16 protein-coding genes are annotated in these 14,411 nt (G+C 44.6%); 6 read left to right on the top strand and 10 right to left on the bottom strand.

Going from position 1 to position 14,411, the window contains the following annotated elements; all coding sequences use genetic code 11:
• Positions 1-10 precede the first annotated feature (10 nt).
• The 3 genes from MSWHS_RS17315 (at position 11) to MSWHS_RS17305 (ending at position 1,870) form a co-directional block, all read left to right on the top strand.
• Entirely contained in the window at positions 11-472 is a 462-nt protein-coding gene (locus MSWHS_RS17315) for a hypothetical protein (protein ID WP_048127437.1), read from the top strand.
• The gene (locus MSWHS_RS17310) at positions 466-777 is read left to right on the top strand and encodes a FeoC-like transcriptional regulator (RefSeq protein ID WP_048127436.1); all 312 of its coding nucleotides are present in this window, start codon (positions 466-468) and stop codon (positions 775-777) included. The genes MSWHS_RS17315 and MSWHS_RS17310 overlap by 7 nt, the downstream gene beginning before the upstream one ends.
• 610 nt (positions 778-1,387) lie before the next feature.
• The gene (locus MSWHS_RS17305) at positions 1,388-1,870 is read left to right on the top strand and encodes a metal-dependent transcriptional regulator (protein WP_048127433.1); all 483 of its coding nucleotides are present in this window, start codon (positions 1,388-1,390) and stop codon (positions 1,868-1,870) included.
• Positions 1,871-2,011: 141 nt separating this feature from the next.
• Here MSWHS_RS17305 and MSWHS_RS17300 read toward each other — a convergent pair whose 3' ends face one another.
• The 9 genes from MSWHS_RS17300 to amrS form a co-directional block, all read right to left on the bottom strand.
• Positions 2,012-3,208 carry a methyltransferase gene (locus MSWHS_RS17300; protein WP_048159477.1) on the bottom strand — a complete coding sequence of 399 codons (1,197 nt, stop codon included), beginning with the start codon at positions 3,206-3,208 and terminating at the stop codon, positions 2,012-2,014.
• A gap of 571 nt (positions 3,209-3,779) precedes the next feature.
• Positions 3,780-4,001 carry a hypothetical protein gene (locus tag MSWHS_RS17295; RefSeq protein ID WP_197073981.1) on the bottom strand — a complete coding sequence of 74 codons (222 nt, stop codon included), beginning with the start codon at positions 3,999-4,001 and terminating at the stop codon, positions 3,780-3,782.
• A gap of 89 nt (positions 4,002-4,090) precedes the next feature.
• Positions 4,091-4,810 (bottom strand): ATP-binding cassette domain-containing protein, encoded by a 720-nt coding sequence (locus MSWHS_RS17290; protein WP_231585502.1) that lies wholly within the window; start codon positions 4,808-4,810, stop codon positions 4,091-4,093.
• Entirely contained in the window at positions 4,798-5,826 is a 1,029-nt protein-coding gene (locus tag MSWHS_RS17285; RefSeq protein WP_048127426.1) for an ABC transporter ATP-binding protein, read from the bottom strand. The genes MSWHS_RS17290 and MSWHS_RS17285 overlap by 13 nt, the downstream gene beginning before the upstream one ends.
• Positions 5,823-6,722 (bottom strand): nickel ABC transporter permease subunit NikC, encoded by a 900-nt coding sequence (gene nikC, locus MSWHS_RS17280; RefSeq protein ID WP_048127424.1) that lies wholly within the window; start codon positions 6,720-6,722, stop codon positions 5,823-5,825. Before nikC ends, MSWHS_RS17285 begins: the two co-directional genes overlap by 4 nt.
• Positions 6,706-7,647, bottom strand: coding sequence for a nickel ABC transporter permease (nikB, locus tag MSWHS_RS17275; protein WP_048127421.1), 942 nt, complete (start codon positions 7,645-7,647; stop codon positions 6,706-6,708). Before nikB ends, nikC begins: the two co-directional genes overlap by 17 nt.
• A 42-nt stretch (positions 7,648-7,689) precedes the next feature.
• A complete protein-coding gene (locus tag MSWHS_RS17270; RefSeq protein ID WP_048127419.1) occupies positions 7,690-9,264 on the bottom strand; it encodes an ABC transporter substrate-binding protein in 1,575 nt (524 codons plus the stop codon).
• A gap of 644 nt (positions 9,265-9,908) precedes the next feature.
• Positions 9,909-10,100 carry a hypothetical protein gene (locus MSWHS_RS17265; RefSeq protein WP_369798564.1) on the bottom strand — a complete coding sequence of 64 codons (192 nt, stop codon included), beginning with the start codon at positions 10,098-10,100 and terminating at the stop codon, positions 9,909-9,911.
• Positions 10,101-10,442: 342 nt separating this feature from the next.
• Positions 10,443-11,492 (bottom strand): AmmeMemoRadiSam system radical SAM enzyme, encoded by a 1,050-nt coding sequence (amrS, locus tag MSWHS_RS17260; protein WP_048127417.1) that lies wholly within the window; start codon positions 11,490-11,492, stop codon positions 10,443-10,445.
• Between the two features lie 233 nt (positions 11,493-11,725).
• On the opposite strand from amrS, the gene MSWHS_RS22500 reads away from it, so the two are divergent.
• The 3 genes from MSWHS_RS22500 to MSWHS_RS17245 all read left to right on the top strand — a co-directional run bounded on the left by MSWHS_RS22500 (position 11,726) and on the right by MSWHS_RS17245 (position 13,116).
• On the top strand, positions 11,726-12,121 hold the full coding sequence (locus MSWHS_RS22500) for a helix-turn-helix domain-containing protein (protein WP_048127416.1): 396 nt from the start codon (positions 11,726-11,728) through the stop codon (positions 12,119-12,121).
• Positions 12,118-12,465, top strand: a complete 348-nt coding sequence (locus MSWHS_RS22495) for a zinc ribbon domain-containing protein (RefSeq protein WP_048127415.1) — start codon at positions 12,118-12,120, stop codon at positions 12,463-12,465. Before MSWHS_RS22500 ends, MSWHS_RS22495 begins: the two co-directional genes overlap by 4 nt.
• Before the next feature lie 108 nt (positions 12,466-12,573).
• Complete coding sequence (locus tag MSWHS_RS17245; protein WP_231585501.1) at positions 12,574-13,116, top strand: Mth938-like domain-containing protein; 543 nt, start codon at positions 12,574-12,576, stop codon at positions 13,114-13,116.
• Positions 13,117-13,211: 95 nt separating this feature from the next.
• Here MSWHS_RS17245 and MSWHS_RS17240 read toward each other — a convergent pair whose 3' ends face one another.
• Positions 13,212-14,264, bottom strand: a complete 1,053-nt coding sequence (locus tag MSWHS_RS17240) for a DUF362 domain-containing protein (RefSeq protein WP_255350514.1) — start codon at positions 14,262-14,264, stop codon at positions 13,212-13,214.
• Positions 14,265-14,411 lie beyond the last annotated feature (147 nt).

The raw sequence follows: 14,411 nt of genomic DNA, 5'->3' as shown, positions 1-14,411 counted from the left end.
AGAGATATAAATGGAAAATAAGAACAAAGCTCTGACCTATTTTACCCTCCTCTGGGGGATAACCTACCTTGCAATCGGGAGCTTGCAGGTCCTGAAAGGAGCCGGGCTTTTGCCTGAAAACTTTATAGCTTCCAACCTGCTTCCCCCGGAAATTGCCGGTGGGCTGGTACTTGCAGTCGTAGGGGCGGTTTACCTACACGGAACTGTTGAACTTTCAAAAAATCCCTCAGAAGGAAGAGCCTATGCATATGTAGGGATCGTACTCTCCATGCTTTTCGGAGCTCTATATTCCCTGAACTTTATTGCCGACCTTATTAATGCGTGGGTTTTGTTTGCGGAGGGATTTGAGGAATGGACTCCACTTGTAGATTTCAAGCCTGCACTTTACCTTGGCCTGCTTTCCCTTGCAATATATACAAGCTGGGAAAATAAATTCAAACTCCAGGAAAGGGGGAAACAAAGACAATGGTAATCGGATACATGTATGTACTAAAACAAGTAGCAGAAGCGGAAAAGAAAGGCAGTATATCATTCAATGACATCTCAGGACGTTTGAAAATGAGTACACAGCAGCTTAAAGGCTTACTCGAGATTATGGAAGGACTGGGACATGTTGAAAAAGTTATGGAAAAAAATTCTGACTGGTCTTCTTCCTGCTCCGGCTCCTGCAAAAATTGTGGGCTTTGCGGCTGTTCCGGAAAAATCACCGTATCAAGCGGTACAATTTACAGGTTGACTGAAAAGGGGCGAAGGGTTTGTCACAGCCGGACGGGCTGAACCCGAAAAACCTTTGTAAAAAATCATGATGAACAGAAACCGGAGATTTCAAAAGCCTGAGAGCAAGTCCTTCCTGAACTTAAAGCTGCATAGACAGACCAGAAAGCGAACAACCATACAGGATCAGTACAAGACCGAAAAAAAAACGAAAATCAAAGACAGATTTAAAGCTTTAAGGCTACAGGTTACAAGGCAACCATGGCTTTGGAAATCTTTCGGCTCAACGGAAAGGAAGACAGGACAGAGACGCCTCCCAACCCGGAAAAACTCCCGGAAAATGATATCCTGCCTTCCTCTCCAAAAATATACCAGTGTTTACACATCAAAGGAAACCGATTTCAATTACTGTAAATTTCTAAAATGGCGGTATGAACATGGAACACGAGCTCGAAGAAGTCGAAAGAGATTACATGGAATTCAGAAAAGAAATGGGAGAAGAATAATGCAGAAAAAATGAAAATTTCCTTGACCTTTATCTTGATTTTTTTTGTTATGATGTTTTTTCGGCCTTTTTATAAAATATGAATATAGCTATGCTTATATGTCTTTCCTGCATAAACGAATATAATAATCGAATAATATTCGGTATACAAAAAAAGGTTCGAGTTTTATGACAACGGAAAGAGATGAAGACTACCTGAAAATTATTGCCTCAATTGTAGAAGAAAAAGGGTATGCTAAAGTTAAAGATGTAGCAAAAGAGCTGGAACTCGGACCTTCAACCGTTACAGGTATGTTCAAAAAACTTGATAAAGAAGGTTACATTAATTATGAAAAGTATGGTGGAGTAACTCTTACCACGAAAGGAAAGGAAATCGCCAGAAAAATGAGGGAAAAATACAACATGTTAAAAGATTTTCTCATGCATCTGGGGATTGATGAAAAGATCGCAGAAGAAGATGCATGCAAAATTGAGCATATCCTGAACCCAAAAACGGCGCAGGCATTAAAAAAATTCATAGAATTTACGGATAAAGAAGATGAATCAAGAATCTGGATAGAGCATTTCAGGTATTTTGTCCAGACCGGGGAATATATAAGCTGCTCCCCTGAAAACAGGGATAAGTGTCCTGTTCACAGTAAAGGAAACTAAGTGATTTCGGTCTGGAACTCAACTCTTCACAAATATAATCAAACGGTTCCTGTTAGAAAACAGTTCCTGTTAGAAGGAACTGCAATATCCCTTTCAATTCAGGATTTCTATTCCCGTACCCTGTCCTCTGTAAAAATTCCCTCATACTTTCCAGGCAAACACGATCCTTGATCCGTCCTTCATGTCAAGGACACGGAAAACTTCAAGCCCGTGGCTTTCCAGCATCTCTATATATTCGGAAAAGGGGACGCTGTTTTCAAAACTGTATCCCGTTCCTCCTTTTTTCACATCTTCAAAAGTCCAGAGGTTCCAGTCGAGGCTGAGAAGAGGGCTGGATTTCATTTTTTCTTCAGGGATCTGCCTGGTTACAAAAACGCCTCCAGGAGTCAGGGCTTTGGAAATCTTCGGGATAAGGGAAGGCACTTTTCCTCCTGGATTAAAGGAAGAAAAGATAACATCGTATCCACTTCCGATTTCATCATTAAAAAAGTCTCCCGGAATTATATCCACTCTTGAAGCTCCATACTTTTCTATGAAATCTTTTGCTTTTTGCGTGACAGGCGGAAGGTCGAAAACAAAAGCCTGAAGGTTTTCATTCAATTTTGCAAAAGCGATTGCATAGAGCCCGTGTCCTCCCCCGAGGTCAAGCAGCTTTTTGACCTTTGTAAAATCCACATTTTCCCGGACAACTTTGACAGTTTCTTGAAGCAGTCCACAGCGCGCGTTTTCAGCCATACATTGGACTACCTCCCCGAAAAAAGGCCCTTTTTCGACAATCTCAGGCCCTCTCTTCAGAATCTGCGGAAGCCGGACCCAGAGTTCAACATTCCTTAGCCTTTCGGCAAGGTAATGCCGCTGAGAAAATGGAGAGCCTTCCAGAAGGTACGTTGCACTGAGTTCCGATACCAGGTACACTGCCCCATGATTTTTTACTTCGTGGTCAGGGTTTACTCCGTGATCAGATGGTTTGCCTTCAGATCTGCCTTCGGATTCGCCTTCGCCTTTTTCCTGCATCTGCGCATTTATCTCTTCCTCATGTGCCCCGTCCTCATGTGCCCCTTCCTCAAACCTATCGAGGAAACCAAGGCTGTGGAGAGCCTCGCAGAAGTGGGGCATAAGCACAGGGTCGCATCCGAGCTTATCAGCCAGAACTCTTGCTGATAAGGGGACTTTAAGAGCTTCAAACACTCCAAGCTCAAAGGCCGCAGCAATGAGCCTGCATTCCCTCAGACCCCGGACAGAAGAATCAACAAGCTTGAAAAATCGGTCGGCATCTACCTCAGGCTTTTGCATTAAGTCAATAGATGTTCCAGTTTGATTTTGAGCTTTATTTTCCATACCATTTCTCCTATTCCCATATATTTCTTCTATTCATTATTTCTTTTACCTATCTCTTTGATCCAACAGGAAATGCTTCACATATTATACTGAAGTAAAAATAAACCCGGTAAAATGAATTCGTAAAGCTGAAGACAGTTTGATGGAGACAGTTTGATGGAGACAGTTTGATGAAGACAGTTTGATGAGACAGTTTGATGAAGACAGTTTGATGAGACAGTTTGATGAGACAGTTTGATGAAGACAGTTTGATGGAAACGGTTTAACAGTACAAATTAGCTGAAACCTCCCATCAGCCAATATTTATTAAAGGAATTAATGAGAGAAATTAACAACCAGATAATTTCAAACCGCCACAGGGATTCCAGATGCTCCGGTTAAATGTGTTCAAGCCAAATCTTGTAGATCGTTTATTACAAAACGCTATTCCCGATGCATTTACCCTTACAATTATTATTTTGCTAAAATATTATAACATTTGATAAGATAAAAAATTTTTCTTATAGCAAGACAGGTAAACGCTGTTAACGGAAGGTGCTACACTAAGGAAATCATACTTCAGGATCATCTGTTAGAAATCAGGTATTAGAAAAGCTCCCCAGTTAATTTTTACCTGTCTTTCGGCAAGTTCACCTGCCTGAAGGGGGGTTTTCAGAGCTTTAAACGCCTCAAGTTCAAGAGCCGTAACGATCAACCTGTACTCTTTCAGCCCCCTGGTCGAGTTTTCCACGGTCTTGATGAGACGGTCAGCACCTACAGCAGGGGTTTCCATTAGTTTGTTCTCTACTTTCATGTTCAATCTTGTTTTACACTTTTTATTCATTTTGCATTGAATGTAATTACAAGCATGTAACTGCTAAATATGAAAGAATCAATTGGAAATCACCTGAAATCAATTATTCTTCCCTCTTCCATAACTGCGATCTCATCGCTCATCCACTTTACGACCTCCATGTCATGCGAGATAAACAGGAAACTGATCCCGTAGTCTTCCTGGAGATTTTTTAGCAGGAAAAGGATCTGGGCCTGGACAAGTGGATCGAGCATGGATGTGGGCTCATCCGCAACTATGAACTCCGGCCTCATGCCAAGAACTCTGGCTATTGCAACCCTCTGAAGCTGTCCTCCACTCAATTCTCCGGGATAGCGAAAGAGCAGTTCTTCACTCAGAGAAACAGCTTCGAGAAGTTCCTGTACCCGTAATCGTTCTTCACCTTTTTCACAGAGCCTGTGAAGCCTCAGGGGTTCTGCAACGGCATCATAGACCTTCATCCTCGGGTTCAAACATGATTCCGGATTCTGGAAAATAATCTGCATTTTTGTCCCCAGTCTTTTCAAATCACTACCTTTGAAGCCTGAGATATCCTGCCCATCAAAAAGGACCCTTCCCCCGGTGGGCTCCAGCAGCCCCAAAATCGTTCTCCCAAGTGTGGATTTTCCACAGCCGCTTTTTCCAACAAGTCCCAGAGTTTTCCCTCTCCCTATCTCAAAACTGATTCCGTCAACCGCCCTGTGGACCTCTTTTTTGAACAACCCCGAATAATAGTACTTTTTCAGGCCCTCTACTTTCAACAGTACCATATCTTCCTTCAACAGTGCCATGTATCCTCCTCTGCACACCTGAAAGCAACCTGTGCATTAAGGAAGGGCTGCGCTGAAGTTTCCATTCTCCTGCTCTTTTCAAAGAGAAGGCAACGGGTAAGGTGCCCCCCCTCAGATCCCAGAAGTGCCGGATGGACCTTTGAACAGGCCTCAAGCCGGAAACCGCAACGCGGATGGTACCTGCAGCCGGAAGGAGGGGAAACAAGGCTTGGGGGTTGCCCTGGAACGGTCCTGAATCCCTTTCCGGGGAGCGAGTGCAGCAGATCAAGGGTATAAGGATGTTTCGGGTTAGAAATAATCTCAGCCGCCTTTCCGATTTCAATGATTTCTCCGGCGTACATAACTGCAATTCTGTCCGCGAGCCTGCCGGCAAGTTCCAGGTCGTGCGTGATCAGAAGCATGGAAGAATTTTCCTTGCGGACAAGCCCGGTAATCAGTTCCACGATCTGCAATTTTGTATCCGAATCAAGCCCTTTTGTAGGCTCATCTGCGATCAGGAGCCCGGGCCTGAGAGCAAGCCCTATTGCAACCATGACCCTCTGCAGCATCCCCCCACTGAACTGGTGGGGATAGTCACACCCCCGAGAAGAGCTGATCCCCACAAGCTCAAGCATCTCTCCAGCTTTCTTTTCAGCTTCTTTTTTTCCTGTACCTTCGTGGTAACGGTAGATTTCCGAAATCTGCCTTCCTACAGAAAGAACAGGGTTGAGGCAGGCTGAAGGGTTCTGGAGCATAATTCCTATTTCTTTTCCCCTGAGAAGCCTCATTTCTTTCTCGGGCAGGGTGAGGAGATCCGTATCCCTGTACACTATTTTTCCTTCAAGTTTTGCTTTACCTGAGAGCAGCCTCAAAATGGCTTTTCCAAGGGTGGTTTTTCCACAGCCTGTTTCTCCTATAAGCCCCAGAATTTCTCCTTCCCTTATTTCAAGGGAAATTCCCTCATTGGCTCTTACAATGCCTTTTGAGGTTTTGAAAGAGACGTTCAGATCTTCAATTGAGAGAAGGAGGGAGTTCACCTTGCCAGCACCTCCTGATCTGCAGGCTGACCAAGGCTTTCCCTCAAACCGTCTCCTGCAAAATTAAACGCAAAGACTGTGAATATGATCATAAGGCCCGGGAAAAAGGTGAGATGGGGAGCTGTGCGGAGGTATGGGATCCCGGCTTTGAGCATGGAGCCCCATTCCGGATCAGGGGGCTGGATCCCTAGTCCGAGAAAACTCAGGGCTGCAGCAAAGATTATAACGTGTGCAATCTCAAGGGTTCCAAGCACGATTACAGGCTCCATGCAGTTCGGAAGGATATGTTTTCGCATAATGTAGAAACTTGAGGGCCTCAGAGCCCTTGCAGCCTCCACAAAAGCCCTCTTCCTGAGAGACAGCACTTGCCCGCGTACAAGCCTGGCATAAGCAGGCCACTGGGTAAAAGTAAGGGCAAGGACAACACTTGAAAAGCCCGGACCCAGCAGCCCTGCAATCACAAGGGCAAGGATGATATTGGGAAAGGCCATCACGATGTCTATTCCTCTCATTATGGCTTCATCCAGCACGCCTCCCATGTACCCTGAAAGCAGCCCCAGAGATGTGCCTGCAATGGACGTTACTGCAACTACAAGGAGTCCGATACTCAGAGAAATGCGTGTGCCATAGATAACCCTTGAAAAAATGCAGCGCCCAAGCTCATCGGTTCCGAAAGGATATTCAGAAGAAGGGAAAAGAAGCCTGCTGTCAAGCCTCTGGGCAAGGGGATCGTGCGGAGCGATCTCGGGAGCAAACAGGGCCAGAACGCAAAGGCCGGCGATAAGCAGGATACCTGAGACCGCAAGCCTGTTCTTTCCTAATTCCCCTAAACACAGCCTTTTTTTAGCCAGGCATATCTTTTCAGTCATCTCTATTTTTTCAATCACGTCTGTCATATCTTATCCTCGGGTCAAGCACTGCATAAAGGATATCAACGGCAAGGCTGGAGAGGGAAAAGAGCACTGCAATAAAAAGGACACAGCCCTGGACCATGGAAAAGTCCCTCGCAAAAATCGAGTCAACAAGAAGTTTTCCAATGCCAGGCCAGGAAAAGATGGTTTCCACAATCACTGCCCCTCCAAGAAGGTAACCAAACTGCATTCCTGCAAATGTGACAACAGGAAGAAAAGCATTTTTAAGAGCGTGCCGGAAAAGGATTGTATTTTCGTCAAATCCCCTGGCGCGTGCAGCCAAAATATATTCCTGTCCCATCACCTCCAGAAGGCTTGCGCGGGTAAGCCTTGCAGTAACCGCCGCCATTGAGGTGCCAAGGGTAAGGGCAGGCAGAACTAAGTGTTTCAGGCTTCCGTACCCAAAACTTGGGAAGAGGTGGAGGGTCAGGGCAAAAAGCCAGATCAAAAGAAGCCCGAGCCAGAAATTCGGAATGGAAACCCCTACCAGAGAAACAAACATGCAACTTTTGTCAAGCAGGGTGTTTTTCCGGAGTGCGCCAAGGATCCCCGCAGGCAAGGCGATTAGAAGGGAAATCAGCAGGCTGGCAACTGCAAGTTCTGCGGTTGCAGGCAGTTTCTGACGGATTTCGGCAAGGACATCTTCGGAAGTCACAAGCGATTTTCCAAGGTCCAGCCGAAGCAGGTGGCTAAGCCATATAAGGTACTGAACATGCACGGGAGCGTCAAGCCCTTCCGCTTCCCTCAGGGTTTCGACCTGACTGACGCTCAGGTCTTCCCCGTACCTTGCAAGGGCTATAACCTCTGCAGGGTCCCCAGGAGCAAGGTACATTGCAGAAAAAGCTACAAGCGTAACTCCCATGAGTACGACGGAAACCATTGCCAGGCGTTTTGCTATGTACTTCCACATGAGTATCTTCCAAACTTTTTACACATTTCTGAACTTTATGCTTCACTTCCTTTCCAGGTAGACCCCAGAAAGGTTCAGCCAGGGGTCTTCAGAGCTTATAGTATAGCCTTTTACCGAAGAGCCGGTTGCAACAACTTTTTCCTCATGCACAAGGTAAAAAGCCGGAACTTCTTCTATTACAAAGGTCTGCAGGGAATGGTAGAGCTCTTCCTGCTTCTGTGAATCAACAGTCATATCGGCTTCATTGACGAGCTGGTCATAGTTCTCATTGTGATAATGCGAATAAGGGCTTGCAGAGTGGTGCACAAAGAAGTGCTTCGGGTAGGGTCCCCAGACAAAATAACCGCTTCTGAGTATCATATCAAAGTCCCCTGTGCTTTCGAGTTTGCTTATGGCTCCTTCGTCAAGCACCTTGATTTCTACATCCATTCCGACTTCTCGAAGGACACCCTGCACAACCTGAGCTATAGGGTTATGCCTGGCTGCCCAGACTCCCTTACTCACTATCAGGGTCACATGCAGGGGTTTTCCGTCTTTTACTGCAATCCCGTCTCCATCAGCATCTTTCCACCCGGCTTCTTCAAGGAGAGCTTTTGCCTTATCAAGATCCGGGGTATATGTCTCAAGATCAGGGTCTGAGTACATCATTACAGGGGAATAGGGTCTTCCGCCTGCCGGCACCCCGACGCCTTCAAGCACTTCGTTTACGAGAGTCTCGGTATCGATTGTATAAGCAACACTCTGGCGCACCCTCGTATCATCGAAGGGAGATTTGTCGCAGTTGAACTGCAGGAAATCCGTAAAGGTCGAAAGTTTCCTGTGGACCTGGATACCCTCTTCGGCGTCGAGCCTTAGGACATCGTATTCCGGGACCTTGACGATCATGTCCACTTCCCCGGTCTCAAGGGCAATCACCCTTGTCGTCGCCTCCGGAATTACCTTGAAAGTAACCTTCTCAAGCAGCGGCTTTTCTCCCCAGTAGGCTTCATTTTTTGTGAGCACTATTTCCTGGTCCTTTGCCTGAGTTTCAAATTTAAACGGTCCGGTTCCTATCGGTTTAATGAAATTCCCTGCTTCATCAAGACAACCAGGCCCCATTACGGGCCAGGCTATGTGAGTCAGGTAGAACGGCAGAGGCATGGGTTTTTCCAGTACGAATTTTACAGTATGAGCGTCGAGAGCTTCCACGCTCTGCACCGGTTTTAATACAGCCTGCCTTACATAGGAATGATTGGAATAAGAGAAAACAACCGAATTCGCATCAAAGGGAGTCCCGTCATGAAAAGTCACATTTTCACGCAGGTGGAATATCCAGGTTTTTCCTTCATCAGGGGTTTCCCAGGATTCCGCAAGCCCGGGGATAATGTTCAGGTCTGAATCAAGCCTCACAAGGGTTTCATAGACCTGGGACCAGACAAAACGTGAATCTCCCGCTGCAAACATGTTAAGGTACCAGTTGCTGACATCCGTACTTATGCCCACAACAAGCTCCTGGGAATTTTCTCTGGAACCTGCATCTTTTGCAGTCCCATCTTTTTCTTCACCTATGCAAGCACTTGCTCCGATCACGGCAAACAGCATACAAATGATCAAAATGAACTTGAAACTCCTATTCATGATAATCCTCAATAACTCCGATTCAAAGCCAATTCTTAATTTTTTATAGGAGATTATTTAACGTACTGTTGTTTGATAGAATTCAGGCCAATGGAATGGCAGTTTAGTTGGAGATTTTTTATGGGAAATCGTTTGATAGAGATGGGTTAACAGTTCAGATTATCTGGAACCTGCCGTCATTTCATCTATATTAAAAGAATTAATGCAGGGAATAAAAAACCGAAGAATTTCAAGCCTTTAAAGAACCCCCGATATATTTGCCCCCGCAATTATTATTTTTCTAAAATATTGTAATATTTAATATGATAAAAGAGTTTTCTTATACCACCACAAGTAAACGCCGTTAACGGGAGGTGTTACTCTCAGGGGATCATGCGTTAGAAGGAAATTTAACGGCAGTAAAACACAAAAACCTGAAAAACTGCCTGAAAAATAATCGGAAAAATAATCTTAAAATAATCGGAAAAATAATCGGAAAAATAATCTTAAAATAAATAACTATATGCTGAAAATCAAATTCTGGCTAACATACTACAATTACCTGAGTTAGAAGGTAATTGAGACTTTTACGGAAAACCGGAAACGGATAAGAAAGAGTAAAAGAGTAAATCTTCAGAATTTTTGATAAGGAAGAAAAAATAGTTTTAGAAGGCTGCATCAACGTAATCAACCGACCTTTTGAAAACAGCTGTAATCATGCCATTTTCATCGATCTCATTTGAACACTTGATCAGTTCCCAGCCTTCAACACCCAGGTTGTTAAGGTCTTCTTTTGCCTTTGACCACTCACTGAACCTAATCTCTTTAACATCGTATTCCCAGATGGTCACTAACATTCATCTCCAGTAAAATTGGATATTTTTATACTATATATTAACTGGAGGAATCTTCTATATGTATCTTTTTAAAAAATAGATTTGAGCATAAATCAACTAAACTTGATCTCAAAAGGAGATTATTAGTTCACCTGGTTTCTGCATCCGGAATATGGTTCCTATTTTATGTATCCGGAAATGGTTTATTTATTCTACATCTGGAAATGGTTTATTTATTCTACATCTGGAAATGGTTTATTTATTCTACATCTGGAAATGGTTTATTTATTCTACATCTGGAAATGGTTTATTTATTCTGCATCTGGAAATGGTTTATTTATTCTGCATCTGGAAATAGTTTCTTTATCCTGCGTCCGGAATATGATTACTGTTTCCGGCATACTCCCCCACAATAGGAATCTTTTCTCCACATTTCGGGCAGGTCTTCTCGAGGGTAAGGTTGTATTCCTGTACCTCAAAAAACCCCCTTGCAATCAGCAAAGCCCCGCATTCGGGACAGTAAGTATTCTCATGGGGATGGCCGGGTACATTGCCCACATACACAAAACGCATCCCTTCCTCAATTGCAATCGAGCGTGCCCTATCCAGCGTATCCACTGGCGTTGGAGGGAGGTCCTCCATCTCGTAGTAAGGGAAGAAGCGGTTGAAGTGAAGAGGGGTATCCTTTCCCAGCTTTTCGTAAACCCAGCGGGAAAGTTCCCTGATTTCTTCAGAAGAATCGTTGTGGGTGGGGATTATCAGGTTTACGACCTCTACATGGATTCCAAGCTGTTTTGCAAGCAGGGCAGCTTCGAGCACAGGAGCCAGTTTTGCCCCGCAGATTTCCCGGTAGAATTCTTCGGAAAAAGCCTTTACGTCCACACTGAAAGCGTCCAGGTAAGGGGCGATCTGTTCAAGGGCTTCAGGGGTGATGTACCCGTTTGTCACATAGCTTGTCCCAAGTCCTGCCTCCTTTGCAAGTTTTGCCCCGTCGTAAGTATACTCATACCAGACGGTGGGCTCGTTGTAGGTCCAGGAAACCGACTGGCACCCTGCCATTTTAACCTGCCGAATAAGCTGGGGGGGGCTGAGCATCCCCAGGTCAGTATCTTCCGGAGAAGCCCGGGAAAGCGTCCAGTTCTGGCAGTGCCTGCACCTGAAGTTGCAGCCTATGGTCCCGACGGAGTACGCAGTGGACCCCGGATAATAGTGATAAAGGGGTTTTTGTTCGATGTGTGCAACTGACTCGCTTGCAACAGCCCCGTAGACCAGGGAAAAGAGTGTGCCTTCACAGTTTTCCCTTACTCCGCAGATTCCCCGCTTTCCGGGGTTGATCTTGCAGTGGTGGGCACAAAGGTTGCAGCGGACTTTATTTTCGGCAAGCTTTTCGTAAAACATGGCTTCTTGAATCATTATACGTAACCCCCTGTTCCGGACTATGGGATTTATCTCCCGAAGCGAGAAGACTCCTTCCTCGGACAATCCGGTAAAACCAGATTGGACAGGTGGGAGATGAGAGCGTAAACTTCCCCACAATCCGAAGATAATAATTTCATATATCTCCATATAGTTACAAAGAGTATATTATAAAGATGCTTCGAGGTAACAGATACCGAATTCACCCTAATAAGGAGCAAAAAGCCCTTATGGAAAAACACTTCGGTAGCTGTCGTTTTGTCTATAATAAACTCCTTGAAATCAAATCGTTAATGTATAAAAAATTCAGAATAAGTCTCTCGGAGTTTAACCTTAATAATCACCTCTTAATTTTGAAAGAAGTGTATCCCTGGTTGAAAGAAGTTAATGCAGGAGCATTGCAACAAGCAAGTAGAAATCTGAATAAAGCTTTTACAAACTTCTTTAATTTTGGATTTGGGTATCCTCAAAAGAAAAAGAAAAAAGATCACCATTTTTCCTTTCAGATTCCTCAACACTATAGTCTTGATACATCTATTTCCAAAGTTTTGTTTCCAAAGTTTTGTTGCCTAAGTTTGGTTGGATTAAGGTTAAGATGCATAGGGAAATTAGCAAAGGAAATTTGAAAACTATAACTATATCCAGAACACCAACAGGAAAATACTACATAAGTTTTCTAACTAATGATGGAGAAAAACTTCCAGAAAAATTAGCTCAGATTATCAGTGATTCAGCATGGTATTCTTTCGTACTGAAATTAACGTACAAAGCTGAATGGGTAGGAAAAACAATACTAAAGATAGGTATGTTTGAACCTTCCTCTAAAACCTGTAACGTTTGTGGTTACAAACTTAAAGAATTAAGTTTAGATATTAGAGAGTGGCAATGCCCTGATTGCAAAAATACGCATGATAGAGACATTAATGCCGCTATCAATATTAAGAAAATTGCTGTAGGGACTACAGTTTGAGCCTGTGGACTTGAAAAAAACGGCAACCGCCAGGTATGAAGCAGGAAGCTCCTCCCTCAAAAACTTGAACTATTAAGCAAAAGTTTTAGGGAGGGATAGTTCACGGAAATGAGTGATAGCAATATTGTATCCTGTTTGTGCTGTGCATTTGTTTCCTGCAGGGTAATAAGCCTGTGGTCTCATAAACAATATTGCCTGCAGTCTTCTCTTCCTGCAGAGGATTTTGTTCCTGCAGAAGCCCTTGTTACTGTATCCGGAACAGATCTTTTTGTTTTGAAAGGAGATATCATGAAACCAGAGATCAATTCCACAAGTTTCGGTTCGATTACGGTCAAAAGAAATACATTCGGGTACGACATCCTCATTCGCCTTGACGGAAAAGTCGAAAAGCGCAGGAAAAAGCTCTCGAAAAAACTCTACGGGACGTCCCATAAAATCTCGCTTGCCGAAGCGAAATACATCTACGAAAAGGGGGCAGAGAAGTTTATCATGGGGACTGGACAGACCGGGTATGTGGAGCTTTCGAAAAAAGCAAAGAAATATTTCAGGAAAAAAGACTGCAAGGTAAAACTCCTTCCAACCCCTAAAGCAATCAAACTCTGGAACAAAGACAAAGGCAGGGTAATTGCAATGTTTCATGTGACCTGCTGAGTTATTCTCCCCTCATAAAAGCACAAAAAATTAAAAAAATAATGAGAATGAGTAATCAAACAAACTCAAACATCATTTACTCAAACATCATTTACTCAAATCTCGACAATATCGTAATTCCTGCTTCCAAGCCCGATTTTTTCAGCATATTCAAGCTGGTGGGTGCCGTCAATTTTAGGCCAGGCTCCTTTGAACTTATCAGCCCCAGCTTCGTGGTTGCAATGCAGAGAAGAGCCCACAAGTCCTTTTTGCCTGTTCACAAGGTCGTAACTTGCCTGGTCCAGGGCAACGGGGTCAGTTGATGCAAGGATGCCTATATCAGGCACGATTGGGGCGTCGCTCCATGGCACACAGTCGCAATCCGGGGTGATTTTGAGCAGGAAATTGATATAGCCTACCCTTCCCTCTTTTTCTTTTACGGCGCCGTATGCATATTCGGTCAGGCACTCCAGGAACTCGGGAATGCCTTCTTCCCAGTTAAGGTCGATAGCATTTTCCGGACAGACCTCCATACACTGCCCGCAGCTGATGCAGACACCGGGGTCGATCCTGGAAACATCCCCTTCGAGGGATGCTGCTCCCACAGGGCAGATTTCCACGCATCTCCCGCAGCCGATGCACTTTGCTTCGACAACGTACGGGCTTGTCGGGTAGTGCTGGTCCTTTTTGCCTGCCGCGGGCGCACAACCCATTGCCAGGTTCTTAATCGCACCTCCAAAGCCTGCCATGATATGCCCCTTGAAATGAGACATCACAATCATGGAGTCGGCTGCAACGATGTCGGACCCTATTTTCACGGTCTTGAAGTGCTTCTGCCTGATCTCGACCTCTGCGATATTCTGGCTCCTGAGCCCATCCGAGATTATGAGCGGAGCCCGGACTACCGAGTAATCAAACCCGTGTTCAATGGCTGTTGTCAGGTGGTCGACTGCATTATGCCGGCTCCCGGAATAAAGGGTATTTGTGTCCGTAACAAAAGGTTTTGCTCCGGCTCCCCGGATCTTTTCTGCCACCTGCCGGACAAAGACCGGGTTGATGTAACCATCGTTTCCGTATTCTCCGAAATGAACCTTGATTGCCGTCAGGTCGTCTACCCCTAAAAGTTCTACAAAACCTGCCTCGTCAAAAAGATTCTGGATCTTGCTTATCGTGTTTTCCTGCGGGTTCTTTGCCCTCAGGTTTGCGAAATAGACTTTGCTTACCGTTTAAATACCTCCCATGAAAATGAATTGAATTAGCATTCCTTTGTCCGCAAAAGTATAATTAAGAAAGGGGTTTTTGCTTTTAGGCATTGC

The organism is Methanosarcina sp. WWM596 (genome assembly GCF_000969965.1).
GTDB lineage: Archaea > Halobacteriota > Methanosarcinia > Methanosarcinales > Methanosarcinaceae > Methanosarcina.
The sequence above is the reverse complement of the archived record's forward strand: the minus strand, read 5'-3'. Positions and strand labels throughout refer to the sequence as shown.

Excerpts from the sequence above, each read along its gene's own strand:
- MSWHS_RS17315 (WP_048127437.1), top strand. The coding sequence starts at position 11 with ATGGAAAATAAGAACAAAGCTCTGACCTATTTTACCCTCCTCTGGGGG.
- MSWHS_RS17310 (WP_048127436.1), top strand. The coding sequence starts at position 466 with ATGGTAATCGGATACATGTATGTACTAAAACAAGTAGCAGAAGCGGAA.
- MSWHS_RS17305 (WP_048127433.1), top strand. The coding sequence starts at position 1,388 with ATGACAACGGAAAGAGATGAAGACTACCTGAAAATTATTGCCTCAATT.
- MSWHS_RS17300 (WP_048159477.1), bottom strand. The coding sequence starts at position 3,208 with ATGGAAAATAAAGCTCAAAATCAAACTGGAACATCTATTGACTTAATG.
- MSWHS_RS17295 (WP_197073981.1), bottom strand. The coding sequence starts at position 4,001 with ATGAAAGTAGAGAACAAACTAATGGAAACCCCTGCTGTAGGTGCTGAC.
- MSWHS_RS17290 (WP_231585502.1), bottom strand. The coding sequence starts at position 4,810 with ATGGCACTGTTGAAGGAAGATATGGTACTGTTGAAAGTAGAGGGCCTG.
- nikC (WP_048127424.1), bottom strand. The coding sequence starts at position 6,722 with ATGACAGACGTGATTGAAAAAATAGAGATGACTGAAAAGATATGCCTG.
- nikB (WP_048127421.1), bottom strand. The coding sequence starts at position 7,647 with ATGTGGAAGTACATAGCAAAACGCCTGGCAATGGTTTCCGTCGTACTC.
- MSWHS_RS17270 (WP_048127419.1), bottom strand. The coding sequence starts at position 9,264 with ATGAATAGGAGTTTCAAGTTCATTTTGATCATTTGTATGCTGTTTGCC.
- MSWHS_RS17265 (WP_369798564.1), bottom strand. The coding sequence starts at position 10,100 with ATGTTAGTGACCATCTGGGAATACGATGTTAAAGAGATTAGGTTCAGT.
- amrS (WP_048127417.1), bottom strand. The coding sequence starts at position 11,492 with ATGATTCAAGAAGCCATGTTTTACGAAAAGCTTGCCGAAAATAAAGTC.
- MSWHS_RS22500 (WP_048127416.1), top strand. The coding sequence starts at position 11,726 with ATGGAAAAACACTTCGGTAGCTGTCGTTTTGTCTATAATAAACTCCTT.
- MSWHS_RS17245 (WP_231585501.1), top strand. The coding sequence starts at position 12,574 with ATGAGTGATAGCAATATTGTATCCTGTTTGTGCTGTGCATTTGTTTCC.